This window comes from Pseudomonas mercuritolerans (assembly GCF_025706525.1).
Classification (GTDB): Bacteria; Pseudomonadota; Gammaproteobacteria; order Pseudomonadales; family Pseudomonadaceae; genus Aquipseudomonas; species Aquipseudomonas mercuritolerans.
Window position 1 is genome coordinate 733,455 of sequence record NZ_JAMSHA010000001.1, and the last position, 20,878, is coordinate 754,332.

Here is a 20,878-nt window from a genome sequence, read left to right on the forward strand (position 1 = left end):
GAGGTAAGATCTGACATCCACGCCGTCCTAGGCTTATTTCCCCTGCTCGCTTGGGGCGGACAAGCGATCGAGACCAAGACGACGAAATCTGGCTCACATTCTCTAATAGATGTTGAGGAGAGGGGTCCCTTCGGTTTACTGGAAAGGATGTACCAGAATCATCGCGCCCTAGACGCTACCCTGATGGAGCTGACGCTCAGCACTCAAAAACAAGGCTTGCCCGATGTGGTCGAAAATGTCCGTGGTGCCTTGTGGGGGATCGGAAAGAACGCTGGACACGTTAAACAGGGCTTGGCCAACCTCCGAAGCAAATCCCTCAAACTCCGATTGTGCTGAAGTACTTTGGTCGTTGTGCCCCAACCCCGAGTGTTTGTTAAGGATTAGCACATTTCACCTTTGCATGCGCAGACGCATGCTTGGCATTGAATGGCATGAAATGGCGTACGGTTTGCCCCATATCTGTCCCATTCCAAGAGGCTTATCGCAGAACCTTTGGACGTGAAAAATGTGCAATGTGCGAACCGGCATCTCTCGCTTTTGACTAGGATCATGCAGAATGATGGACTGATTCAGCCACGCATCGACTTCAGGGACGAACACCATGCCAGATACCTTAAACTTCAATATCGTCACTGCAGATGCTCTGACGTTGCTCCTGCATAACCAGCATGCACTCGGTGCGGCAATCGAAGAAATCACCCATTGGATCTCAGGCACTGGCGCTGACACGGTTACCGATAACGCCGGTGCGGCCCTGGAAACGCTTGATCGAAATGCGCAAGCGATCACTGACGCGATCATGCGACTTAGGCAGCTTAGTGCGCCTCGATAGGTAGGGGGCCATATAGGTTCAATCGCGCCAGGCATCTTGACCTGGTATTGAACCTTAAATGCGTCTACGGAGATCCCGACTGTTTGGATAGGGATTCGAACCCCTTCTGCACTCTCCGTAGGCCGCTTTAGCCCATCTACAACGGCGCTTGCACACTTTGCCGCAGGCGTCCAGCGGACCCAAGCGGCCTGCCATATGCCCTAATTTTGCCCTAAACAGTTACGACAGCTTTCGACCCAAGCGGACTTTGAAAGTCAGGTCTCCATCTCAGTCATCCCGCTGCCCATCAGGATCTATCGTTTCCATGAGCTTGGATATCGAAGGTAAAACCTGAGAAGACCGGGTCGGCCGGATGGCCCTTAACAAGCCAGAATGAGGTGATGGCCACGCTGCAGCAATGTTGGGCTAATCTTATCCGCTGGACACGACTGGCTTACAGGAACTTCGCTCAAGGACGACTCACATGAAAGAAAATTCAAACTCCAACATTTTAACTGCCGATGCTTTGACTTTGGTTCTGCACAACCAACATGCGTTAGGCGCAGCCATAGAAGAGATCACTCATTGGATCTCGGGTGCTGGCGCAGATGATGTTGCCGATAACGCCGTTGGAGCTTTGGAAACGCTCGATACAAACGCAAAAGCGATCACCGATGCGATCACGCGATTACGGCAGTTATAGGATCCACAGATCGAAACGTTGGATTGAAGCGCCCGAAGACCTCTTCGGTGGTGCTCACGGCGCTACGCTGGTTAGCTGAAACTCTTTTGACCGGAGACGCTATTACCATTGTGTACTCCAGCGGTATCGCGAGCGGTTCTCTCGTCCCGTATCCGATCCCACAAACGCAGTTCCAAGCTGTTATGCACTGCGGTTGCGCAGATCACCGCCTGGCCCGTAGCAACGCTGATTTGTTTGAGAGAGTCCACGACATCCCCAACCGCGTATAGTCCGGTGATCGATGTGCATTGGTGGTTGTCAACGTGCAAAGCGCCCTCCTCGTCTACCTGCGCGCCTAATTGCACCGCCAGCTCCGATCGATATCGCGAACCCAGCGACGGATAGACGATATCGAAGCAAAACTTTTCGCCACTGCTCACCTTCACGAAGACTTTGCCATCGCTCACTTCGATGTACTCGACCCGCTCTCTGATCAGACGTATGCCCGCGCGCTGCGCTGTCGCGATCTCTTCCTCACCCGTTTCGCTACCAGCCTCGGCGAGCACAGTTACACGGTCAGTAAAGTTGCGCAAAAACAGCCCGTGATTAATCGCACAGTGTGCCTCGCCATACACTGCCACGTTGTCACCGTTGACTTCGTAGCCATCACATATGGCGCACAGCCGAATGACCGACTGTGCAACGCCATCGTAAGGTCGATCCATCTGCGGCAAGGTATCGACGATTCCGGTTGCCAGCACCACACGGGGTGCGCTCAGCGCTCGTCCGTTGAGTTGCGCAACGAAACCGTTGCGATTCTTGAGCAGACTCGCCACGAGCCCGGATTCGATCATCGCCCCGTACGATAAAGCTTGCTCGCGTAATCGATCGAGCAAGTCGTTACCCGTTATGCCTGGTGCAAAGCCGGGGTAGTTGTGCGAAAGGGGAATGAGACTTGCGCGACTCTGCCCGCCGTCGACGACCACGACTCGTCGGTGGAAACGGCTTAGATAAACCGCCGTCGTGAGCCCTGCAGGGCCAGCGCCGATAATCAGGCAATCGACGTCGATATCACCGGTTGAGGCGGATTCGGGACCTTCTGAAATGTCCCTGTATGTTTCTGGCTTATGTGACATGCACTGTCCTACCCAATGAAGTTGGAGCCGATTGACAGACGACAAAAAGATTTATCAATCACCTCACTCTACAAACGGCGGCGTCTGATGAACGGTCACGCAAGCCGATGACATGCTTCTTCTTTTCCGCTCGTCTGCTCAGTCAAAGGAGTTTCGAACCGCGCTGCATCGCCCTGGCTCGCATTTACATGACCCGTCACATACATCCAAAAAACAGATCAGACGCGACGCGACGGGTCTTTTGAAGTGCCACTGCCAGGAGTTATCGAGATGTGCGAATACATTGTTCAACACGATGTAAAAGAGGGATTTGAAGCGTTGTTTAACGCAGCGCAGAACCAGAATATGAGCGGTGCATTTGGTTTGGCGGACGGCAGTCTGCACCGAACCTGCGAACCGCAGCACAGCCGAAACGTGATCAAGCCGAACATGTACGTGGATGCCATACGCAGCCGCAACGGGTTATTGGAATGCCTCAAGGTTCGCTGGGGGTGGAAACCGTTCTGGTCGATGGGAACAATGCCGCCGATGACTCATCTGCCTTTGCATCTGGTGATGCGTTCACGGGTGTTCGACAGGCTCAAGCGCGACGGGCGCATGCTCATCGCGGTCGATGGCTGGTATGAAGCCTGCGAAGTCGAGCAATCAAAAAATAGCCCTCGCCTCAGTTACACCACGTCACGTCAAAACGGGCCAATTTTTCTCGCGGCACTGGCACAAGCCAGTGAACACTTCAATGGCTGTGACGGCCTCGCACTGGTCACGCACGACGAGACATCCACCAGACAGCAACGCCTGCTGGCGTTCACTGCCGAGGATGCGCAGGTATGGCTACGCCCCGATTTGCAATGGGATCAGGCTCAGGACCTCGCCATGCACATGGCGCTGGCAGAACCGCAGTTGGAGCATGTTCTGTCCTCCACGCGCAGCCTGCGCGGCCGATGAGTCCCAACATGCTTTTATTGAGAGTCGCTCGAAACTCACAAGGCCACACCGAGCGGCCCCTACAAGTTGGTGCCGAAGTCTGAAACTCTCAGGCACCAGCAATCTGCTAATAGTGAGGGCGAACAATGCAAGCACCCTGCGAAGTCACCTACAAACTGTTCCCTGCGATCGAAGAGCCGCGCCGTAGCGGTAAGTTGAAGGTTGATGACATCCATACGCTTTACTGGGAAGAAAGCGGCAACCCTGGCGGCGTTCCGGTCGTGTACTTGCACGGCGGCCCCGGTGAAGGAGCGCCGCCCGGTAAACGACAGTTCTGGGATCCGGATCACTACCGCATCGTGCTGTTCGATCAACGCGGCGCCCTTCGCTCGACGCCGCTGGGAGAACTGCGCAACAACACGACGCAGGCGCTGGTCGAGGACTTGGAAAAACTTCGCGAGCATCTGAATATTCAAAGCTGGCTGGTCACCGGTGGCTCATGGGGCACCACGCTCGCTCTGGCTTATGGCGTGGCTCATCCACAGCGCTGTCTGGGGTTCATCTTGCGGGGCGTATTCCTGGGCACCGAAGATGAAATCAACTGGTTCATCCACGGGATGCGGCGTTTTTTCCCCCGCGCGCACGAAGACTTCGTGAACTTCATTCCCGAGGAGGAGCGGCAGGATCTGCTGCAGGCTTATCTTGATCGAATGACTGGCGACGACGAGCAATCACGCGGCGAAGCCATTCGCGCCTGGGTTCGTTATTCGGCCAGTTGTTCATTGTTGCGCCACGATCCGGACGGCGTTGAAGAGCAAGCCGCCGACCAGAAGACCAGTATCGGCATGGGCCGTCTTGATGTCTGGTATTTCAAGAACCGTCTGTTTCTTGAAGAAGATCAACTGATAAACAACATTGAGGCAGTCAAACACTTACCGTGCAAAATCATTCAGGGTGGGCACGACATGATTGCCACCCCCAACTCCGCTTTTCGCTTGCATAAAGCCTGGCCAGACTCGGTGCTTAAGATTGTCAATGATGCCGGCCACGCGCCGTCTGAGCCCGGAATTGTCAGCGCGTTGATAGAGGCGACCGAGCAATTCAAGGAGATGGGAAAGTTCTGTTGAGGCCGGGGCATGGCCCGCGTATGCGCATTGACTGGCCAGAAAACGTGTACTGAGTAGACATGTAACATCGTGCTAGGTGGGATTCGGAATGTTTCTGAAGAACTCGGAAAGCGGGGTAAAGACTTCAAAAAAGTGTGACCACCCCTACATACGCAAAGGCTACTACCTGGGTTTGAATCCAGAGGAATATGTCTGCGTGTATTGTGGAGAGCAGCGCATGCCTGAGCAGTGGGACGATTTCGAACGTCGGCGTACGCCGCCGGCTGGAATGCTCAACGCCACGGAGCCGCGTTAGCCTCTAGCGTGATTGATGGCTTTTTGATAACGCCGTTTATGTTCAATAGGCCCCCACATCTGGCCTAGGTATGGGGGCCTTTTTGTGGCTTACCGCTTGCCGGAATCCCATGGACTGGTCTACCGCCACCCCCTATGCTGGCCATCGTCTTGCTACCAGTCTTAAAGGAAAGGTTATGGTCGCCCCTGAGAATCGCTCAGAGTCCGATGAGTTCGCGTTCAGCTTCCCTAAAGTCGAACTGAAGACGCCCTATTTGCAGCATATGTGGGGAGAGCTGCTGGATAATCTCTACCGCGCCGAGCACGAAGGCGCCGACATCGAGGGCGATGCATACGTGGCGCAAGGCTTTGTATTGGGCTTAGCGGCGGCCGAGGTTGTTACCGACGAGCAACGCGACCTCATGTACGAACTGTTGTCCCTGACCCGTCAAGAAGCGTTGCGCCGCGTTGGACGTCACAAGGGGTTAGACAATGAGTGACTACGACGAATTTGCCGCACTGAACTTGTCGCGTTCGGTGCACGCGCAAGCGCTGAAGCTGCTCGCTGGCATCGCCCAGGCAAGCACCTTGGCCGACACGCTGCACGCGGCCGACCGAGCCGAAGGTTTCACTCTGGACATTGAAACGGTGAAAGCACTCAACCTCGGGGCAATCGAGGGTCTGTACTTGGTGTTTGACCGCGCTTTACAGACGCGTCAGCGGAACTGAAAAATTGATCGGTGAAGGCATTCATGAAGAGGTGTTGCGCGCCCTGGTCGAACAACACGCGGTGCGCGACTGCATGGTCGCCAAGATTGAAGGTGGCCCCGATTGGGGCCTGTCGATTCGTTTAGGCGGCAGCGGCGCACGTTGGGTGCCGGTGCGCTCACGGCGTGAGCGACTGCGTACCTGGGCCAGTTTGACCGCTGTGGGGCGCTTTGCCGACAACATCGGGCTCAAAGGTTTCACCGTCGAGTTATGAGCGGTTTGTGGTTGTGTGATCGGCCCATCGGCGACGTGGCGCCGAGGCGGACACCGAGGGATTTCGCCCACGCATGAACTCAGGCACCGTTGATCCCCTGCTGTCTCCCACGTCATCCAAGCGCAGATTATCGTCTGAGCATGGAACATTTGCCCGCCGCTGTTGATCCACCCATAAAGACAGAGCGGGCGAGTGACATGGATACAATGAGAGACATCGTGGTGATCGGCGGGTCGGAGGGAAGCATTCCCCCTCTTCGTCAAATTCTTTCAGGATTGCCGACAGACTTCCCCGCTGCTGTCTTGATCGTCGTCCATACAGGCACGTCCAGCCCAAGACTGCTGGCGTCGATATTTGATGCCTGGTCAGCCTTGCCGGTTGTTTATGGAGACGAGAGCGTCCCCGTCGAAGCGGGTCGTATCTATTTGGCTCCGCCCGGACGCCATCTTGAAGTGGTTGAACCGGGCCTTTTGCACCTCAGCGATGGACCCAAACTGCATTTCTCCAAGCCCGCCGTAGATCGGTTGTTTGGCACGGCCGCGGCGGTGTTCGGAGGACGAGTCGTCAGCATGATCCTCTCCGGCAATGACGGGGACGGCGCCGCCGGTGCTGCCGCTGTGCGGGCAGCCGGCGGGATCAGCCTGGTACAAGACCCCGGCGATGCGCTGGTGTCCAGCATGCCGATCACAGCGATTGAGAAAGATCATCCAGACAGTTTAGTTCGCACCGACGCGTTACTTGAGACGTTGATCCATTGCGTGACGCCATTGGATCTGCAGAACTTTGCCCCGGCCGAGGGTGGCTCTTTCGTAGATCACTGATCTGGCTGCAGTCTTGCTCATCGCGCACATGGAGAGTGGCCTACCGAAGGTGTTAATGACCGTCGGACAATTTCTCTGAATTTTCCTCCGCACACAAAATCACTTGTTCATGAGCAATAGGAGGTCTCATGAAGCCAACTGATTTGTATGTCATCGATTATCAACTCCATGGCGCGCCGAAAAGTTTCGTCATCAGAACGAAGGTGATGAACAACGCCGAGGCCTGGCAATGGGCAAGCTGTGACGCTGGCCTTACGCCCATACCCCGGCCGGGTCGTCCGCCACTGAAGCGTTTTTCGAAACCGATGGCCGAACGCTTCGGCGTGACTGACGTGAAATGGCGGGAATCCGTTGCGGTCGTCTGGGAAGAGGATCACGCATAAATGCTCAACAGTGAACAATCCTAATCAACAGTAGGATTGTCCGCGTCTGTCGCCCGGCCATCGAGCACAGGCATTGGGTCGATCTGAATGCCTGGGAGGATAGAGACCCATGCGGTATAGGCTCGCTGCTGTCGAACCAACGCTTCTTCCCATCGACTGCCACTGACTTCGTGTGATACGACCAGCATCATGAGGTGATTGGTGGTTGCATCGAGATCGAGCAACAAGTGATGGGCATTGAATCGAAAATCATCGATCGAAGGCATGAGGTCATACTTCCTGGTGTGAGTGGCGAAAGCGCATCCCTGCTATCCACATGACATCATTATGACAGCACCCAAAGGAAATAGTTGTTCAAACAGATGATCGGCTGTCAGGGTAGCTGACTATCAATCCAACGTTCAGCGGCCGCCATCGCCTCAGACAGTGCACTGGGATAATCCGGCCACGGGCCTGGCAATTCGGCGACCGTATTGGCGAGCCCGTGCACCGCGCTCTCTGCCAGCACATGCGCCGCTGTCGGCGATGGATCGTTGGGTCTTTCCCAATCAAATTTCACGATCAGCTTATGGCCGCGGTATTCATGCGTGAGGGGAACATCTAAGCCATGGGACATCTCTCTAACCCTTTGCCTCTGATCACTGCTTTTGAGTTTTAACGCAATCGAGCCAGCAGCACTATCGTGGCGCTTCGCTATCGGAGCGGAGTGCGCCACCCCGCTCCGGACGGAGTAAGTAAGTAAGCCCGAGACTCCTCAAAACAAGCCGCCCAACGATTCTGGCGCCCAGTTCATGATTACCAGCTCACCGCTGACCTCGGCTTTGCCTTGCCGCTGGTTGGTTGTGGTGTAGCGGATGTCTAAGGTTTCGAAGTGGAAACCGTCGAACACACGGCGGATATCCGGATGGTCGTTGATGCTGACCATGACTTTGCCTTTGCAGCGGCGCATGAAGTCGGCCATCCGTTCGTAATTCTCAAACGGAAAGTCCACGCCATAACCGGCGGTCTGCCAGTAAGGCGGATCCATGTAGTGGAAGGTATGAGCGCGGTCATAACGCTCTGCGCATTCAAGCCAAGGGAGGTTTTCGACGTAGGTGCCGGACAGGCGCTGCCACGCGGCCGAGAGGTTTTCCTCGATCCGCAGCAGGTTGATGGCCGGCGCAGTCGTCGCCGTCCCGAAAGTCTGACCCGAGACCTTGCCGGCGAAGGCGTGGTGCTGCAGGTAGAAGAATCGGGCGGCGCGCTGGATGTCGGTGAGAGTTTCGGGGCGGGTCATTTTCTGCCATTCGAACACCTGCCGCGAGCTGAGCGCCCATTTGAATTGGCGCACGAACTCTTCGAGGTGGTTTTGCACGACGCGGTAAAGCGTGACCAGGTCGCCGTTGATGTCGTTGAGGACTTCGACGGGCGATGGTTGAGGCTTCATGAAGTACAGCGCGGCACCGCCGGCAAAGACTTCAACGTAGCATTCGTGTGGCGGAAAAAGCGGAATGAGGCGATCGGCCAGGCGGCGTTTGCCGCCCATCCAAGGGATGATGGGTGTAGACATTGAAAGCAAGACCTTTACTGTATGGATAAACAGGTGCTAGGCTCGCCGCGCTTTGTGCACGGAGCAAGAGCCTTGGCTGGACTTGCAGGGACAATCTGCGGGAACGGCGGCCGATTCAGATGTTGACGCATCTGGACCGGCCGCTCTTTTTCACTTCGGTGTTGAGACTTCTTTGGCGTATGCCTGACAGGCCGCGAGGGCAATCAGCCCCCGATCACCTGCGTCGGTGATGCCGATAATTCGCCGAGCATGCGCTGGGTCAAGTTCGGCTCTTGCGGGGCCATGAACCACGCCGCCGGCGCTGGCAGGGGCTGACACCCCGTCACAACGGCCGGCAGCGCTGCCGGCGTCAAGTAGGACTGACAGCCGGACATCAGCAGTGGCAAGGCGATCAGACAGGCGTTGCTGAGCTGTTTGCGCATCGGATAGATCCTTGTAGTGGGTTTTGTCGTTGTCTTTCAGGCGCTGCTCCAGCGCCAGGCGCTTGTCCTGCTCGATCACCAGCGCCGCCACCGTCGCCTCGGCGGCCGCCCGGGCCACGTCGGCGGACTGGCGGGCCTGCTCAGCCAGCGCGTTACCGTAACGCCAGTCCTGTATCGCCCAACTGCCGGCAGCACCGGCGCCGGCGATCGACAGCAGTACCAGGGCGATCGCCCAGGACCGCACCGGTGCCGGGATCAGATCGAGGATTGACATAGCACCGCCTTGGCCTTGGCCCACAGCTCGCGGCGATCGGCCAGACCGACGTCGCCCCCGTTGATTTTCCGGCTGATGCCGTCGAACAGGCCGGCGTCGGCCAGATCGTTAAGGCCTCGATCCCACCAGTACCAGGCCGCCGACAGCGCGGCATATTCCGGCTGCTCCAGCAGCTCCGGCCGATCGAGCAGTGGCAGGCCCAGCGCTTGCCCGCACAGGCGGTAGTTGTCGCGCCCGGTGATCTGGATCATGCCGCGTCCTCGATAGCGGTAGCCATCGCCCGAGGCCTCGGGACCGTTGCCCATGCGATTGGCATAGACGCGGTTGGCCAGCTTTTCCGAGTTGCACAGATACGCCTTTGCGGCCTCGATCTCGGCCGGATCCGCTCGGCCGTTACGGTTGTCATCGAAACCCGACTTGAACAAGCGCGCGACGCGCTCGGCGTCCCGGTAGTAGAGGCTTTCCGACAACTTGGTCAGGTGCTGCGACTCGTGCCCGCACTGGGCGAGAAACGCCGCCTCGCGCACCGGCGAGGTAATGCGAAACCGCGCCATGGCCGTGACCAGCGCAGACACAAAAACGCCCGCGACTGGGCGGGCGTTGGGGAGGATCTGCAGCAATTGCTGCTGAGTGATCGGCATACAAACTCCAGGCACAAAAAAGCCGCTCAAGGCGGCGGGATGGGGTGCGCTCTCGCGTTATTTGAGGCTCACGACCTTGACCGGCTTGGCGGGCTTTTTGCCCTTCTTGCCTTTGGCTTTGGCCTTGCCATTCTTGCCGCCGTTGCACTCGACAACGGTGGTCCAGCCGGCTTGGGTGTAGGTCTGCTGCACCGACTCGGCCAGATACTCGCCATCGAGTCCAACCTTGAAGCCCTGGGCGATGATCGAGCGTTCGGCAAACAGATCGGTACGCCCGGCCATTTCCAGCCGCACGCCGGCGGTGGACCGGTTGAACGCAGCCAAGCGGGCTTTCGCCGCAGCCTCGGCCGCCGTCTTGTTCGGGTGAATATGGCGATCGGTATGCACCGCCGGCAGACCGGCCGGGGCGTCGTCGTTCTCCAGCGACACCACAGCAAGCTTGCCGGTCTTCTTGTCTTGATGCTTGGCCCCGACCGCCTTGTGGCTGCTGCGATCGCCAAGGTGGAACTGCCAGCGGCTGACGTCTTCGCGCGTGATCACGATCGGCGCAAAGGCCTTGCCGCTCGCACTCTGCCCGCCCTGACGGGGCATCACCAGCAGCTTGCCGTCGGCGACCTTGGCCGTGCAGTCGTACTGCTTGGCCAACCGCGTGATGAAATTAAAATCGGACTCGCTGAGCTGATCAGCGCGCACTACTTTCGTGTTGACCGGACACACCGGCGCCCAGCCGTTGCGGGCCGCGACGTCGGCGACGATCTTGGACAACGGCACGTTTTCCCAGCTACCGCTCCGAATGGTTTTGCCGCTGCCGCGCATGTCGCTGGCCTTGCCCGTGATCACGATCGTATCCGGCGGACCGGACACCGTGATTTCATCAACCACATAACGGCCCAGCCGGGCCAGTGACGTCTCCAGATAGCCCAGGTAGACCTCGATCCCCGCGCCCCGGGACGGCAGCACCACCAGCCCGTCACGGTCATCAATGCGCAATTCGAACTCGTCGGACTCCATCCCGACTTTGTCGGTGACACTCAACTGAATCAGGCGATCGTTGAGCAGCGCCGTGATGTCGTTGCCATCGGCAACAATGCGGAATCGGGGGGTCATGGATTGTTTCCAAAAGAAAGCCCGCACAGGGCGGGCCAAGGATTGAAGCGTTACGCGTAACGCGAGCGGACGCCGGCGGCGTGTCCGGACGGGATCAATCCCACAAGGTCACAGCCTCGGTGACTGGGTGCGGCAGATCCGGCAGCACGATCACCACGCCGGCGCGGTAGGGCTGTTCCTCGTCGGCCAACCCCTGATTGGCGCCCAGCACCGCCTCGACGCTGCCATTCAAGTGCCCGTAAAAGTTGTGACAGATGGTATCGAGCAGATCCCCGTCAGACGTTCTGCATGTCGTCGCCATAGCGGACAAACTCCAAGGTAAAGGCCTGTTTGCGTGGAATGCCGCCCGCCATCAGCGAGCTTTGTTCCTCGTCGACGCTCTTGAGGCACCACGTTCCCAGCACGTCGCCATAGCCGGTGGTCAAGGTCAGCGGCTGAAGCTGGGCGCCCAGCGTGCGCAGCGTGTCGAGCTGCTTTAAGCCGCCCTTGAAGCCCGGGAAGATCACCCCCTTGAGCGTGATTTTCTCGTCGCCCATGCCCACGCCCTGCTGCGCCGGCCGCCGCCCCAAGCGCTCTTGCGAGGCCCAACGAAACTCGGTGGATCGGCGCAGCTCGTCAAACGCAGCGGTGTCGAGGTTGAACGTGTACTGCGGCGCCTTCGGGTCCTGCGGCTGAATGATCAGCAAGTGCGGGAACGGCTTCACCGTTTCCGGCGCCGGCGTCTGATCCGTGGCAAAGGCACCGGTGGGCACGATGTTGGCCAGCGCCGGGCTGGACTTGCCGGCGATCTTGTTGATCGCCGTGGCGGCGCGGCCGGCCTGTTCCTTCAGCACCCCCAGTCGCTCGTCGATCTGCGCCACTGCGCGCGTGGCCGTGCCATACATCGACACCACCCGCCCGACTTGCGCCTGGGCGGCATTGATCCCGCGCATGGCGCGCTGAAGCTTGGCCCCGATCGCCGGACCGACAAAGGGCAAGCCCTCCAGCTCGGACGCGGCGCCGGTGATTTCCCCGATCGCGCCGTTAACCGGCGCCATCATGCCGTCAAGGCTGCGCCGGCCCGTCTCCCCGGCCGAGGCCAAGTATTTAATCCCCGACTGCAATTGCCCCAATGCTTCCATAAATCCCCCTGATCACACGTGCGGCGCATCAAACAGATTGCGGCTTTCCTGCTGCTTGGCCATGTCGCGGTAATACTGATCGAGCTGCGGTTTGATCTGCGCGAACAGTTGATTGCCGTCCTTGACGTCTCCGTTGACCGTCAGCGAGAACGGCGCATTGATCGCCACGTTGGACTCGACCTTTGGCGTCGCCGGCGCACTGGCCGGCGCTGCCTTGGCCAACGGCCCCAGCTTCGCGTCGGCACTGGCTTCGGGCAGCATCATCGAGCGGCCCACATCGCCGGGCTTTGCCGAGTCGCTGGCCACTGGCGCAGCGCCAGGCGCGGCCATCATCAATGGCGTAGAAGGCTTGGCGAAGGACTTGGCGATATCGCCCATCACCGGCGCAATGTCTTTGCCAGCGTTGGCCATCATCAATGGCCCGGCGTCTGGCATCTTCTTCGCGGCGTCATCGGCCCCGAACAGTGATTTGCCGACAAAGCCGCCCAGAGAGTCGCCGCCTATGTTGCCCAGCACGCCGCCGATCAAGGCACCGATCGCCGTACCAATCACAGGCACGACCGAGCCGATCGCAGCACCCGCCGCCGCACCAGCGAGGGTGCCCGCCAACCCGCCCGCCGCTGAGCCGTAGCCCTCGGCCTTCTCGTCCTGAGTCTCGGCGTTCTGATAGGTGTCATAGGCCTTGAAACCAGCGTCAGCCACCGCGAGAACCGCCGTGCCTTTGACCGCTGACCCGATACCAATGCCACGGCCGAAACCGCGACCGCCGCCCTTGCCTTTGCCCTTGCCGCCCTTGTCCTTCTTGCCGTCGCCGGCATCGACGTCGCCGCCGTCCAGTCCACCACCCGCACCGCCTGCCGGCAGGTTGGTCACAATCACCTTTTGCGGGATGTTCGGGTTACCCATCAGCGAGCCACGGCCGATGTTCATCAGCCCTTTGGCCATCTTGAGGCCGCTCATAGCCGTCGACAGCCCAAGGATGCCGGCAGTGGCCAGCCCGATCGCAGACACCAGTCGCGGCGACTCGTCGGACAGCTTGGCCAGCCCGCGCGCGACAGAACCGATCCCGTCTACCACGGCATCCGTTGCCGGGCGCATGGCGTCGCCGATCGCGCGCATCGAGTCGTCAATACTCTGCACCATTTCCGACTGCTTCTGCGCCGACGACTGCCGGCGTTCTTCCAGGTTCTTATCGAGAATCCCGGTCGCGCTGGCCGATTCCTTTTTCAGCTTGTCGTACAGGTCCTTGTTCTGCATGTACGCAGTCAAGGCGCCCTTGACCTGCATATCAGCGAACAGGTCGCCGGTACGCAACGCCGATTCCAGCGAGGCGATCATGGCCTTGGCTTTCTCGGGGTCCGATTCCTTGCTGATCGCGGCCGTCGCCTTGGCCATTTCGGCGGCCTTCTTGGGGTCGGTCGCCTCAATGTATTTTTGGGCCAGCGCAAAGCTGGATTCCAAGGTGGACTTGCCGTTTTGCAGCCCCGTATTCATCGAGCCTTGATAATCGATGCCGGCCTTTTCGTAGGCCTTGACCGTGTCACCGGAACCGATTTTTTCCATCCAGTTCTTGAGGTTGTTCGCCGCCTCGTCGGAACCGCCGGCCGTCTTCATCTGCACCTGAAGCATCGAACCCAGTTGCGTCACCGAGTCCATGCCGGTAATGCCCAGCTTGCCCATACCCGCGAGCAGCTCAGGGAACCAGCGCGCCATGTCGGCCGCCTCAAAGCTGCCCGCCTGCCCTTGGTAGGCGATCGCCTCAAGCGCCTTTTGCATCATTGCGGGGTCGGTGATTTTGGCGTTCTGCCCGAGGGCATTGATCATACGGGCGGTTTCGGTACCGTCCGAACCCTGCCCCACAGCGAACTTGGCCGCCGTCGGTGCGTAGGCCAGCGCCTTGTCCAGCTCCATGCCGGCACCCACCAGGGCGTTCACCACCTCGGCCACCTGATTACGCGCCATGCCGGTATCGCGTGACGTGTCGATCACGGTCTTGGACAGCGTCGCCTCTTCGGGCGTGTTGGCAATGTTGGACTTGATCGCAATGTCACGAATGATCGCGCCGTAGTCCGCGCTGATCTTCGTCGGAACGGCCATCAGCGCCGTGGCGGCAGTCGCCCGCCCGATACTGCTGCGCATCTGCTGCTTGCCTTCGTCGAGCTGCATGTGCCCTTTGGCCTTCAGCTCGGCGCCCTGCGCAATCTTGCCCATTTGGCTGTAAGCCTTGCCGAGATTGCGAACCTCAACGCCCTGCTTTTTCAGCGCGGCCAAGTTGGCTTCCAGCTTCTTGCGCAGATCCTCGGCACCCTTCTCGCCGGCCATGTGCGCCTTTCGAAACTCGGCCTGAAGGCGCATGGTTTCGCCAATGGTCTTTTCGAGAACCCGGGCCTTTTTGCCGGTCTCTTCCAGTTTCTTGATTCGGCCAGTGGCGTCCTTGAACGCCGCCCCCAGCGTCGAACTGACAGCCCCGCCAATGACCAGACCCAGTGCAAGTTTATTGCTCATGTGCTCGCCCTATATTCGCTGAGTCAAAAGCGGCTCAATCCCTGAGCCACCACAGCATCCGGTCAAAGGGCATGGCCTCAATCTCGGCGGCAGAGAAACCCGTCTCTCTCGCTAAGGTCTTGGCCGCTACCCGCTGGGTCTCGGTGTTAAAGCTCGTCCTCTTCGACCAGGCGAAAATAGCCAGCCTGCAAGCGGTTGTAGTTCCGCTGAGTCAGGGCAGCAATTTCCTTTTCGGTCGCACCGAGCAGGCTGCACAGAATGTTGATTTCAATCTGCTCGTAATCGCCCTTTGCCGTGGCAGTCGCTGCACGCGTGTCACGCACCGTCGGCGCTCGCATGGTCAGCTTGTCGACCTTGATGCCGCCGAACTCGGCGGCCCCCTTCAAGGTGATGATTGCGCTGTCGTCACTGACAGCCAGCCAGGACGGGACTCTCTGTTCTGCGTTTTCTTGGGTCATGTTCTATTTCCTTACAGGCCGAGGGCCGAGCGTTCGGCGGCCAACTGGTCTACACCATCGACAACCATGATCATTGCGAGCGGATCGATCTCGTACATCAGGCGACCGTCGATTTCGAGCTTGTAATACGTGAGCTTCACGGCGTGCTTGATTTCACCCACGGTCGACGGCTTCCAGTCGCCCATGTCCACCTCTTTCACGCCGCCGCGCATGGTGACGATCACCGGCGTAATGCGGCCTTTCAGATCCGCGAAGGCGCCGCGAAACGTCAGACTCGTAGCCGTCTGGTCAGCCAGACCGAAGAACTTCAGCGCCTCGCGGCGCACGCCGTTGGTGGTAAAGGCCGATTCGATCTTTTCCATGCCCACGGCAAACTCGATCGGGGCGAACATGCCGCCGCCCTGATAGTCTTCGGTTTTCAGGGTCAGCTTCGGCAGCGTCAGCGTGGGCACGTCGCCGGAAAAGCTGACGCCGTCCACAAACAGGTTCATGTTCTTCAGAACTTGAGGAATCATCGGTAAGCCCCCTTAGGCTTCAAGCACTTCGGTCAGCCACTCGTTGGTGACCTCGATCAGGAAATTCGGGTTTTCAGCCGGCGGCACGTCGGTAAAACGGATGCGCCAATAAACCTTGCCCTGTTCGAGCTGGCTGGCCGTGTTCATTTCGGTGTCCGGGTAGACTTCAAAGTTGATGATCGCGCCGGCGTTCTTCTGGTCGCGCATGAACGCTTGCAGGCCTTCGGTCACGTCCTTGACGTAGGTTTTGGTGATCGAGCGGTCGACCGCCCATTTGTGCCCCGCCTGGATCGCATCCATCAGGATGTCGCAGGTACGAACGCGGGTGACAAACGACCATTTCGGATCACTCGACAGCGTGCGGTTGCCCCACAGGCGATAGCCGCCGTCACGAATGATCGTGCTGACATTGGCGTTATTGAGCAGGTTAGCCCGGCAGGTTTCGTCGCCGTCCAGGAACTCGATCGGGCGAGTAGTGCCGGTGATGCTGACAAACTCCTTGTTCGACGGCGAAGCCCAGTAGCCGTAAGTCGCATCGGTCCACGCGAACAGGCCCGCCACCCAGGCAGAACCCGGGGCATCGATCGTCGCGCTGGTCACCGTGTCCCAATACTGCACGCCCGGATCAACCAGATAGATGCGCTTGCTGCCGAACTCCTGGGCGTAGGCCAGCACCGCCTCGTCGGTCGTGTTCGGACCGTCGACAATCGCGATCGCGCGCAGCTTGGCGGCCAATGCATCCATGGCGGTTGCCACAGCCTGAGTGGCCGAGTGTTTCGGGGCGATCAGCAACTTGGGTTGCGCGTTGTGCTTGCTCTTGCCGTCCAACAGCGCTTGCAGGCCGGTACGCTGGCCACCGACCAGAACGCCACCGATGATCGCTGAGGTTTGCAGCGCTGCATCTTCCAGCTTGGGCACACCGACAGCGACGATCACCGCCTTGGCGCGCACATAGATTGCCTGGGCGGCCTTGGTGATCGCCGAGTCAGCACCGAATGCAGCGATCGCCTCGCGCTCGGACGTGAGCAGCACCAGCTCCCCGGCCTTGGCCGTGCCGCCGCCGACAACGCCCGGCTTGAAGGTGTCGCAAAGACCGATGATCGAGGACGACGGCAGCGAGATATTGCGCGCACCGGTATCAATCAGTGTGGTCGTCACACCGTGAAAAAAAGAACCAGCCATATGGGTCAATCTCCAGAAACGAAAAAGCCCCGCATAAGCGAGGCTGTGAGGGTGTTCGTGTTACGCGTAACGGAAAAGAAAACGCCCCGTCAGTGCGGGGCGTTTATTGGGTTTGGCCGGCGATCCAGTCCGGCGCAATTGGACGATTTTCTACCGCCGGAAAATCGGGCGATTGCGGCCAGTCACGCAGGGCCTGCATGTAAACCAGCAGATCGTTGAATTGCTCCGCCGTCAGCGTGGTTACCTCGGAAATTTCGAGCTGGTCACGGTGGCGCTCGCGCATCCACAGCACCGCAGACAGCTCTCCGTCGCGCCATGCTCGCTCCAGAGACTCCAGATCATCCACAGGAGCAGGAGCGTCGATTAGATAGGGCAAACCCTTCTCGTCGTGCGCTCGGATCTTACCGGGCGGAGGATTGCTGATAACCAATTCGCACAAAGCATCAGAAATTTCGACCGCGTCCGCTGGCATCGAAGTATGAAGCCCATGCAAATAAGTGCATCCGGTGGTTTGGCTGTAATAGCGCTTCATGTTGGCCTCAATTTCCGATGGCAAATATTTTACGAGCCACCCAGCCGGTAATGTGGGCATAGGTGCTAGAGCTGACACTGAGCAGTGTGAAGTTATCAATACGGCAGGTTGCGAAGCCATTACCATTATTTGACTTGCCCGTACTGCCGATCACATGCCAGCACGCATTCGGGAATGCTAGCGTCCAGGGACCGGTAACATCTTCGGCAAACCCTTGGGAAATTTGCCCTGTGTTGTTGGTCAACCACTGAATGATTACGCCACCCAGCCATGACGGGAAGACGATATAGCCATTTTGACCTTTCAGAATCGAGAATCCCCAGCGCAGCTTCTTCGGCGTCACGATCGTAGCGTCATCGGTGCCCGCATCGGCCTGCACCTGCGTGGCGATCTTCGCTGTACCCAGCTTTATTTCCGTGGCCTGCGTCGCTAGAGCCGCGAGTGCAGCAACGTCAATATTTCCCTGATTGATTGGTGCGTTCCACGCCTTAATACACCACATTACCGCCAAGTTACGGCCGCGCGTCTCGTCAGCAGTTCGCGCCACCCTGGAGGCGTCAAAAGACATATTGATTACGCCGGATGAGGCAGTTCCGTTCGGAAGCTGTGTCCCGCCATTCGCCGTCGCGATGAAAGCGCCTAACACCGTTCCTGTAGCCGCGAGCTGTACGCCGTTGTTAGCAGCATATTGGCCGGTAATGTTCTGCAAGGCATCAAGCTGACTGCTACCAATTGCACGGCCAGCATCTACACCGCGCCCATGATCCCAACCACGCAGAAACTCGCCGCGCGAATCCGGCAGACGGAAGTTGCCGGCGCCCTCGTCGCCTTTGTTGAAGGCCGTACCGAGGAACGCAGCCAGATCGGGGTAGACCGCAATGCTTTTAACGCTGCCGTCCAGCTCCAGGAACCCGGGCGCCACCTTGTCGAGCGGAAATGCCACCGTGGCGCCTACAGGTAGCGCCGAGGCCTGGGCAATCATCGCCTCGATTTCGATCTTGGTGTAACTGTCCTTGATACCCATGGCGGCGAGCGTTTCCGGGTTATCACCCGATACGACAATCCCGCGATCGTTGACCTTAACCCGCGTGAATTCGCCCGGCGTCTTGTTCTTCGGCAGCACTTCCAAAATGGCCGTGTCGACGTAGGCACGCGAGGCCAGCACGATCGCAGGGTCAATCTTGAGCTGAATGTTGCCGGTACTGGTGACAATGAAATTCATCCGCACGATTTGCGTGCGGCCCGATCCTTGCGACAGCATCGGTTTGAAGCTTGGCGCGCAGTTGGCCACCGCCACCAGATCGCCGTCCGCATCGTAGAGCCCGATTTCGCGAATCCACTTTCCGCCCTCGTCGGCCGGGATGATCTGCTCGGCGATGATCACCGCCGGGTTAACCGGGTCAATCTTCAATTGGTTGAGCGGCTTGCGGCGCCACTCGTTGAGCAGCTTGGTTTGACTGGCCGACGGCACCGGATTGGGAGGATCGGCCAGCCCGTTCGGGTTGGCATCCCCCACGCCCATTTGCGTGATCAGCCAGGGAATGCCGAGCGCGTCGGCGTTCGCCTGTTTGGCCATCCCCACATTGGTAAGGATCGCGAAAAACTGTGAATTCGCATCAATCATGATAAACGTCCAGGGTGTCTATGGTGTGTTCGCGGCCGACCACGCCAAAGCTGCCAGTGACCTCAATGTCACGCATGACGGGCGGGTAAACGTCGATTTCGTCGCCTTCGTAGACGGACATGGCGATATTCAAATTGCCTTGAGTTTCCAAGCTGATCGCCAGCCCGGTCAGGTGCCGGGTGACGGGCTTGGCGTCGTCAATCAGGCGCTCAAGCTCCTGATACATTTCTTCGGTGATGCCGGTATCGAGAACCCCGACCTTCAGTGCGAAGGTGCCCGGCACGCCCTCGGGCACGGTCTTGAACCACTCGACAATCTCGATCAGATAGCCCAGCGGCTCGACCACGCGGCGCAGCGCCCCGATCGTGCCCTTGTGTTTGTGGATGTAGAAAGACGCCTTGATGGCCGCGCGCTTGGTCGCCTCAGACCATCGATAATCCCAGCGATCGACTGACCATGCCCATGCCAGATGCGGCAGCAGCTCGACCGGGCAGGTGTCGGGGTTGTACAGGGTGCGCAGCGGGACAATCGTGCGATCGTAGAAAGCCGCCTCGATTGCCCGCTCCAGAGGCGTGCTATTGCTCGGCAGCAGGCTTTTCATGTTGCACCCGCCATCGTCACGTCGTAGCCGGTGCACCACGCCGCCTGCGCCTTGGTAGGCGCCAGATCCTGCCAGCCCACCAACTCGACCCGGGAAACGCCGGCAATGTGCAATTGAGCGTCCACAGCCGAGCGCGCCACCTCAACGCCCAGCCGCTTGCGTGGATTGATCCACGCGGCAAGGCGGCGTTTCGCCTCTGCCAGACTGGCGTCCCCCTCCGGGCCGGCGCTGCTCATGTGCAGGATGGCGTCTATCCGGTACTCAAGAATTTCCGCGCTTTGCACCGTGACCCGATCGGCGACCGGCCGGGTGTCCTCGTCATCCAGAGCCAGCCGGACGACGTCCAATAACTCGGCGCTAGCCTCGCCCTTCTCCTCAGTGCTCAGCACCGTTACCGTAACGTGGCAAGGCGCCGGACTTTCGGCCGAGGCGTCGGCCACCAGACCCGAGGCATTACGCGTGTGCAGGATGTAGCTGTTACGCGGCCCCGCCGTGGTCAGGCCCTCATAAGCCAGTTGAATGCGTTCCCGGTAAGGGTCGTCCTCTTCCAGCACTTCAGGCACTGGCGGCGTAGCCGTCAGATCCTCGGCCTGAATCACCAGGCGCGGCAGATTGACGTTGCCGCCAAGCTGATCGAGGTCACTTTTGATCGCGTAGGCCAGCAGCAGCGCCTTGGCCCCGTCGTTGACCCTGGCACGGTTGCCGAGCTTGTTATAGGCCCCGACCTCCAGCAGCTTGACCACCGGATCTGATTCAAGGTTGGCCGTCCAGTTGTCGCCCATGCTCCCGCGAAACATGCTCAAGCTGTCTTCATAGGTTTCTTCGAAGTCCAGCGGCTCCAGCACGTCCGGCGCCGGCAGCGCGGATAGATCCAAGATACTCATGCGCTCACCTCGGCCAGAAAGTCGTCGCCCAGGTACTCGCCGGCAACGCCCAAATTGATTTTCCCGCCCAGCACAGACAGCACCTTGACGCTCTTGAGCTTCACGCGCGGCTCCCAGCGGCCGAGCGCCCGCGCGGCCTCAGCCTGCACCGAACTGATCCAGCCGGCGTTAACCGGCAGATCCACATAAGTGCGTAGCTTGCTGCCGTAGTCGGGCCGCTCCCGGCGACTGCCCAACGGGGTGCAGAGAATGTCGCCGATGGACTGAATAACGCTGTCGATGCCGGTAATGGGCTGGCCGGTCTGGCGATCCATTCCGATCATC

Annotated in this window: 27 protein-coding genes; 9 read left to right on the forward strand and 18 right to left on the reverse strand. The window is 59.2% G+C overall.

What is annotated here, in order from left to right:
- Positions 1 to 601 precede the first annotated feature (601 nt).
- A complete protein-coding gene (locus ND528_RS03350) occupies positions 602 to 832 on the forward strand; it encodes a hypothetical protein (protein ID WP_263469676.1) in 231 nt (76 codons plus the stop codon).
- Positions 833 to 1,295: 463 nt separating this feature from the next.
- Complete coding sequence (locus tag ND528_RS03355; protein WP_263469677.1) at positions 1,296 to 1,514, forward strand: hypothetical protein; 219 nt, start codon at positions 1,296 to 1,298, stop codon at positions 1,512 to 1,514.
- A 71-nt stretch (positions 1,515 to 1,585) separates the two neighbouring features.
- Here the strand turns inward: ND528_RS03355 and ND528_RS03360 are convergent, their stop codons facing one another.
- A complete protein-coding gene (locus tag ND528_RS03360; protein WP_263469678.1) occupies positions 1,586 to 2,629 on the reverse strand; it encodes an NAD(P)/FAD-dependent oxidoreductase in 1,044 nt (347 codons plus the stop codon).
- A 270-nt stretch (positions 2,630 to 2,899) separates the two neighbouring features.
- Here ND528_RS03360 and ND528_RS03365 point away from each other — a divergent pair, with 270 nt between their 5' ends.
- The 7 genes from ND528_RS03365 (at position 2,900) to ND528_RS03395 (ending at position 7,139) form a co-directional block, all read left to right on the forward strand.
- On the forward strand, positions 2,900 to 3,574 hold the full coding sequence (locus ND528_RS03365; RefSeq protein ID WP_263469679.1) for an SOS response-associated peptidase family protein: 675 nt from the start codon (positions 2,900 to 2,902) through the stop codon (positions 3,572 to 3,574).
- Positions 3,575 to 3,699: 125 nt separating this feature from the next.
- Positions 3,700 to 4,680 (forward strand): prolyl aminopeptidase, encoded by a 981-nt coding sequence (pip, locus tag ND528_RS03370; protein WP_263469680.1) that lies wholly within the window; start codon positions 3,700 to 3,702, stop codon positions 4,678 to 4,680.
- A 404-nt stretch (positions 4,681 to 5,084) separates the two neighbouring features.
- Positions 5,085 to 5,453, forward strand: a complete 369-nt coding sequence (locus ND528_RS03375) for a hypothetical protein (RefSeq protein ID WP_263469681.1) — start codon at positions 5,085 to 5,087, stop codon at positions 5,451 to 5,453.
- On the forward strand, positions 5,446 to 5,682 hold the full coding sequence (locus tag ND528_RS03380; protein ID WP_263469682.1) for a hypothetical protein: 237 nt from the start codon (positions 5,446 to 5,448) through the stop codon (positions 5,680 to 5,682). Before ND528_RS03375 ends, ND528_RS03380 begins: the two co-directional genes overlap by 8 nt.
- A gap of 4 nt (positions 5,683 to 5,686) precedes the next feature.
- The gene (locus ND528_RS03385) at positions 5,687 to 5,935 is read left to right on the forward strand and encodes a hypothetical protein (protein WP_263469683.1); all 249 of its coding nucleotides are present in this window, start codon (positions 5,687 to 5,689) and stop codon (positions 5,933 to 5,935) included.
- Positions 5,936 to 6,132: 197 nt separating this feature from the next.
- Entirely contained in the window at positions 6,133 to 6,756 is a 624-nt protein-coding gene (locus ND528_RS03390) for a chemotaxis protein CheB (protein ID WP_263469684.1), read from the forward strand.
- A 128-nt stretch (positions 6,757 to 6,884) separates the two neighbouring features.
- On the forward strand, positions 6,885 to 7,139 hold the full coding sequence (locus tag ND528_RS03395) for a DUF6555 family protein (protein ID WP_263469685.1): 255 nt from the start codon (positions 6,885 to 6,887) through the stop codon (positions 7,137 to 7,139).
- A 20-nt stretch (positions 7,140 to 7,159) separates the two neighbouring features.
- Here ND528_RS03395 and ND528_RS03400 read toward each other — a convergent pair whose 3' ends face one another.
- From ND528_RS03400 to ND528_RS03480, 17 genes are all read right to left on the reverse strand, one after another.
- Positions 7,160 to 7,405: a hypothetical protein gene (locus tag ND528_RS03400; protein WP_263469686.1), complete on the reverse strand. Its 246-nt coding sequence runs from the start codon at positions 7,403 to 7,405 to the stop codon at positions 7,160 to 7,162.
- A gap of 107 nt (positions 7,406 to 7,512) precedes the next feature.
- The gene (locus ND528_RS03405) at positions 7,513 to 7,755 is read right to left on the reverse strand and encodes a hypothetical protein (protein WP_263469687.1); all 243 of its coding nucleotides are present in this window, start codon (positions 7,753 to 7,755) and stop codon (positions 7,513 to 7,515) included.
- Positions 7,756 to 7,893: 138 nt separating this feature from the next.
- Positions 7,894 to 8,688: a DNA adenine methylase gene (locus tag ND528_RS03410; RefSeq protein WP_197892242.1), complete on the reverse strand. Its 795-nt coding sequence runs from the start codon at positions 8,686 to 8,688 to the stop codon at positions 7,894 to 7,896.
- A 150-nt stretch (positions 8,689 to 8,838) separates the two neighbouring features.
- A complete protein-coding gene (locus ND528_RS03415) occupies positions 8,839 to 9,384 on the reverse strand; it encodes a lysis system i-spanin subunit Rz (protein WP_263469688.1) in 546 nt (181 codons plus the stop codon).
- The gene (locus ND528_RS03420) at positions 9,366 to 10,025 is read right to left on the reverse strand and encodes a glycoside hydrolase family 19 protein (protein ID WP_263469689.1); all 660 of its coding nucleotides are present in this window, start codon (positions 10,023 to 10,025) and stop codon (positions 9,366 to 9,368) included. The genes ND528_RS03415 and ND528_RS03420 overlap by 19 nt, the downstream gene beginning before the upstream one ends.
- 57 nt (positions 10,026 to 10,082) lie before the next feature.
- Positions 10,083 to 11,132 carry a phage late control D family protein gene (locus tag ND528_RS03425; protein WP_263469690.1) on the reverse strand — a complete coding sequence of 350 codons (1,050 nt, stop codon included), beginning with the start codon at positions 11,130 to 11,132 and terminating at the stop codon, positions 10,083 to 10,085.
- Between the two features lie 94 nt (positions 11,133 to 11,226).
- Positions 11,227 to 11,433 carry a tail protein X gene (locus ND528_RS03430; protein ID WP_095180626.1) on the reverse strand — a complete coding sequence of 69 codons (207 nt, stop codon included), beginning with the start codon at positions 11,431 to 11,433 and terminating at the stop codon, positions 11,227 to 11,229.
- Positions 11,408 to 12,253: a phage tail protein gene (locus tag ND528_RS03435; protein WP_095180625.1), complete on the reverse strand. Its 846-nt coding sequence runs from the start codon at positions 12,251 to 12,253 to the stop codon at positions 11,408 to 11,410. Before ND528_RS03435 ends, ND528_RS03430 begins: the two co-directional genes overlap by 26 nt.
- A gap of 12 nt (positions 12,254 to 12,265) precedes the next feature.
- Positions 12,266 to 14,758 (reverse strand): phage tail tape measure protein, encoded by a 2,493-nt coding sequence (locus ND528_RS03440; protein WP_263469691.1) that lies wholly within the window; start codon positions 14,756 to 14,758, stop codon positions 12,266 to 12,268.
- 146 nt (positions 14,759 to 14,904) lie between these two features.
- Complete coding sequence (locus ND528_RS03445) at positions 14,905 to 15,216, reverse strand: phage tail assembly protein (RefSeq protein ID WP_263469692.1); 312 nt, start codon at positions 15,214 to 15,216, stop codon at positions 14,905 to 14,907.
- A gap of 11 nt (positions 15,217 to 15,227) precedes the next feature.
- Positions 15,228 to 15,731 carry a phage major tail tube protein gene (locus ND528_RS03450; protein WP_122612001.1) on the reverse strand — a complete coding sequence of 168 codons (504 nt, stop codon included), beginning with the start codon at positions 15,729 to 15,731 and terminating at the stop codon, positions 15,228 to 15,230.
- A gap of 12 nt (positions 15,732 to 15,743) precedes the next feature.
- Entirely contained in the window at positions 15,744 to 16,913 is a 1,170-nt protein-coding gene (locus tag ND528_RS03455; protein ID WP_263469693.1) for a phage tail sheath family protein, read from the reverse strand.
- A gap of 103 nt (positions 16,914 to 17,016) precedes the next feature.
- Complete coding sequence (locus ND528_RS03460; RefSeq protein ID WP_263469694.1) at positions 17,017 to 17,445, reverse strand: phage tail assembly chaperone; 429 nt, start codon at positions 17,443 to 17,445, stop codon at positions 17,017 to 17,019.
- 7 nt (positions 17,446 to 17,452) lie between these two features.
- Positions 17,453 to 19,069, reverse strand: coding sequence for a phage tail protein (locus ND528_RS03465; protein ID WP_263469695.1), 1,617 nt, complete (start codon positions 19,067 to 19,069; stop codon positions 17,453 to 17,455).
- Entirely contained in the window at positions 19,062 to 19,670 is a 609-nt protein-coding gene (locus tag ND528_RS03470) for a phage tail protein I (RefSeq protein ID WP_263469696.1), read from the reverse strand. Before ND528_RS03470 ends, ND528_RS03465 begins: the two co-directional genes overlap by 8 nt.
- Positions 19,667 to 20,554: a baseplate assembly protein gene (locus ND528_RS03475; protein ID WP_263469697.1), complete on the reverse strand. Its 888-nt coding sequence runs from the start codon at positions 20,552 to 20,554 to the stop codon at positions 19,667 to 19,669. The genes ND528_RS03470 and ND528_RS03475 overlap by 4 nt, the downstream gene beginning before the upstream one ends.
- Positions 20,551 to 20,877, reverse strand: coding sequence for a GPW/gp25 family protein (locus ND528_RS03480; protein ID WP_263469698.1), 327 nt, complete (start codon positions 20,875 to 20,877; stop codon positions 20,551 to 20,553). The genes ND528_RS03475 and ND528_RS03480 overlap by 4 nt, the downstream gene beginning before the upstream one ends.
- Position 20,878: the final 1 nt, after the last annotated feature.

What these genes read in the sequence shown, in the direction of transcription:
- ND528_RS03350 (WP_263469676.1), top strand. Translation starts at nt 602, where the DNA reads ATGCCAGATACCTTAAACTTCAATATCGTCACTGCAGATGCTCTGACG.
- ND528_RS03355 (WP_263469677.1), top strand. Translation starts at nt 1,296, where the DNA reads ATGAAAGAAAATTCAAACTCCAACATTTTAACTGCCGATGCTTTGACT.
- ND528_RS03360 (WP_263469678.1), bottom strand. Translation starts at nt 2,629, where the DNA reads ATGTCACATAAGCCAGAAACATACAGGGACATTTCAGAAGGTCCCGAA.
- ND528_RS03365 (WP_263469679.1), top strand. Translation starts at nt 2,900, where the DNA reads ATGTGCGAATACATTGTTCAACACGATGTAAAAGAGGGATTTGAAGCG.
- pip (WP_263469680.1), top strand. Translation starts at nt 3,700, where the DNA reads ATGCAAGCACCCTGCGAAGTCACCTACAAACTGTTCCCTGCGATCGAA.
- ND528_RS03375 (WP_263469681.1), top strand. Translation starts at nt 5,085, where the DNA reads ATGGACTGGTCTACCGCCACCCCCTATGCTGGCCATCGTCTTGCTACC.
- ND528_RS03380 (WP_263469682.1), top strand. Translation starts at nt 5,446, where the DNA reads ATGAGTGACTACGACGAATTTGCCGCACTGAACTTGTCGCGTTCGGTG.
- ND528_RS03390 (WP_263469684.1), top strand. Translation starts at nt 6,133, where the DNA reads ATGGATACAATGAGAGACATCGTGGTGATCGGCGGGTCGGAGGGAAGC.
- ND528_RS03395 (WP_263469685.1), top strand. Translation starts at nt 6,885, where the DNA reads ATGAAGCCAACTGATTTGTATGTCATCGATTATCAACTCCATGGCGCG.
- ND528_RS03400 (WP_263469686.1), bottom strand. Translation starts at nt 7,405, where the DNA reads ATGCCTTCGATCGATGATTTTCGATTCAATGCCCATCACTTGTTGCTC.
- ND528_RS03405 (WP_263469687.1), bottom strand. Translation starts at nt 7,755, where the DNA reads ATGTCCCATGGCTTAGATGTTCCCCTCACGCATGAATACCGCGGCCAT.
- ND528_RS03410 (WP_197892242.1), bottom strand. Translation starts at nt 8,688, where the DNA reads ATGTCTACACCCATCATCCCTTGGATGGGCGGCAAACGCCGCCTGGCC.
- ND528_RS03415 (WP_263469688.1), bottom strand. Translation starts at nt 9,384, where the DNA reads ATGTCAATCCTCGATCTGATCCCGGCACCGGTGCGGTCCTGGGCGATC.
- ND528_RS03420 (WP_263469689.1), bottom strand. Translation starts at nt 10,025, where the DNA reads ATGCCGATCACTCAGCAGCAATTGCTGCAGATCCTCCCCAACGCCCGC.
- ND528_RS03425 (WP_263469690.1), bottom strand. Translation starts at nt 11,132, where the DNA reads ATGACCCCCCGATTCCGCATTGTTGCCGATGGCAACGACATCACGGCG.
- ND528_RS03430 (WP_095180626.1), bottom strand. Translation starts at nt 11,433, where the DNA reads ATGGCGACGACATGCAGAACGTCTGACGGGGATCTGCTCGATACCATC.
- ND528_RS03435 (WP_095180625.1), bottom strand. Translation starts at nt 12,253, where the DNA reads ATGGAAGCATTGGGGCAATTGCAGTCGGGGATTAAATACTTGGCCTCG.
- ND528_RS03440 (WP_263469691.1), bottom strand. Translation starts at nt 14,758, where the DNA reads ATGAGCAATAAACTTGCACTGGGTCTGGTCATTGGCGGGGCTGTCAGT.
- ND528_RS03445 (WP_263469692.1), bottom strand. Translation starts at nt 15,216, where the DNA reads ATGACCCAAGAAAACGCAGAACAGAGAGTCCCGTCCTGGCTGGCTGTC.
- ND528_RS03450 (WP_122612001.1), bottom strand. Translation starts at nt 15,731, where the DNA reads ATGATTCCTCAAGTTCTGAAGAACATGAACCTGTTTGTGGACGGCGTC.
- ND528_RS03455 (WP_263469693.1), bottom strand. Translation starts at nt 16,913, where the DNA reads ATGGCTGGTTCTTTTTTTCACGGTGTGACGACCACACTGATTGATACC.
- ND528_RS03460 (WP_263469694.1), bottom strand. Translation starts at nt 17,445, where the DNA reads ATGAAGCGCTATTACAGCCAAACCACCGGATGCACTTATTTGCATGGG.
- ND528_RS03465 (WP_263469695.1), bottom strand. Translation starts at nt 19,069, where the DNA reads ATGATTGATGCGAATTCACAGTTTTTCGCGATCCTTACCAATGTGGGG.
- ND528_RS03470 (WP_263469696.1), bottom strand. Translation starts at nt 19,670, where the DNA reads ATGAAAAGCCTGCTGCCGAGCAATAGCACGCCTCTGGAGCGGGCAATC.
- ND528_RS03475 (WP_263469697.1), bottom strand. Translation starts at nt 20,554, where the DNA reads ATGAGTATCTTGGATCTATCCGCGCTGCCGGCGCCGGACGTGCTGGAG.
- ND528_RS03480 (WP_263469698.1), bottom strand. Translation starts at nt 20,877, where the DNA reads ATGATCGGAATGGATCGCCAGACCGGCCAGCCCATTACCGGCATCGAC.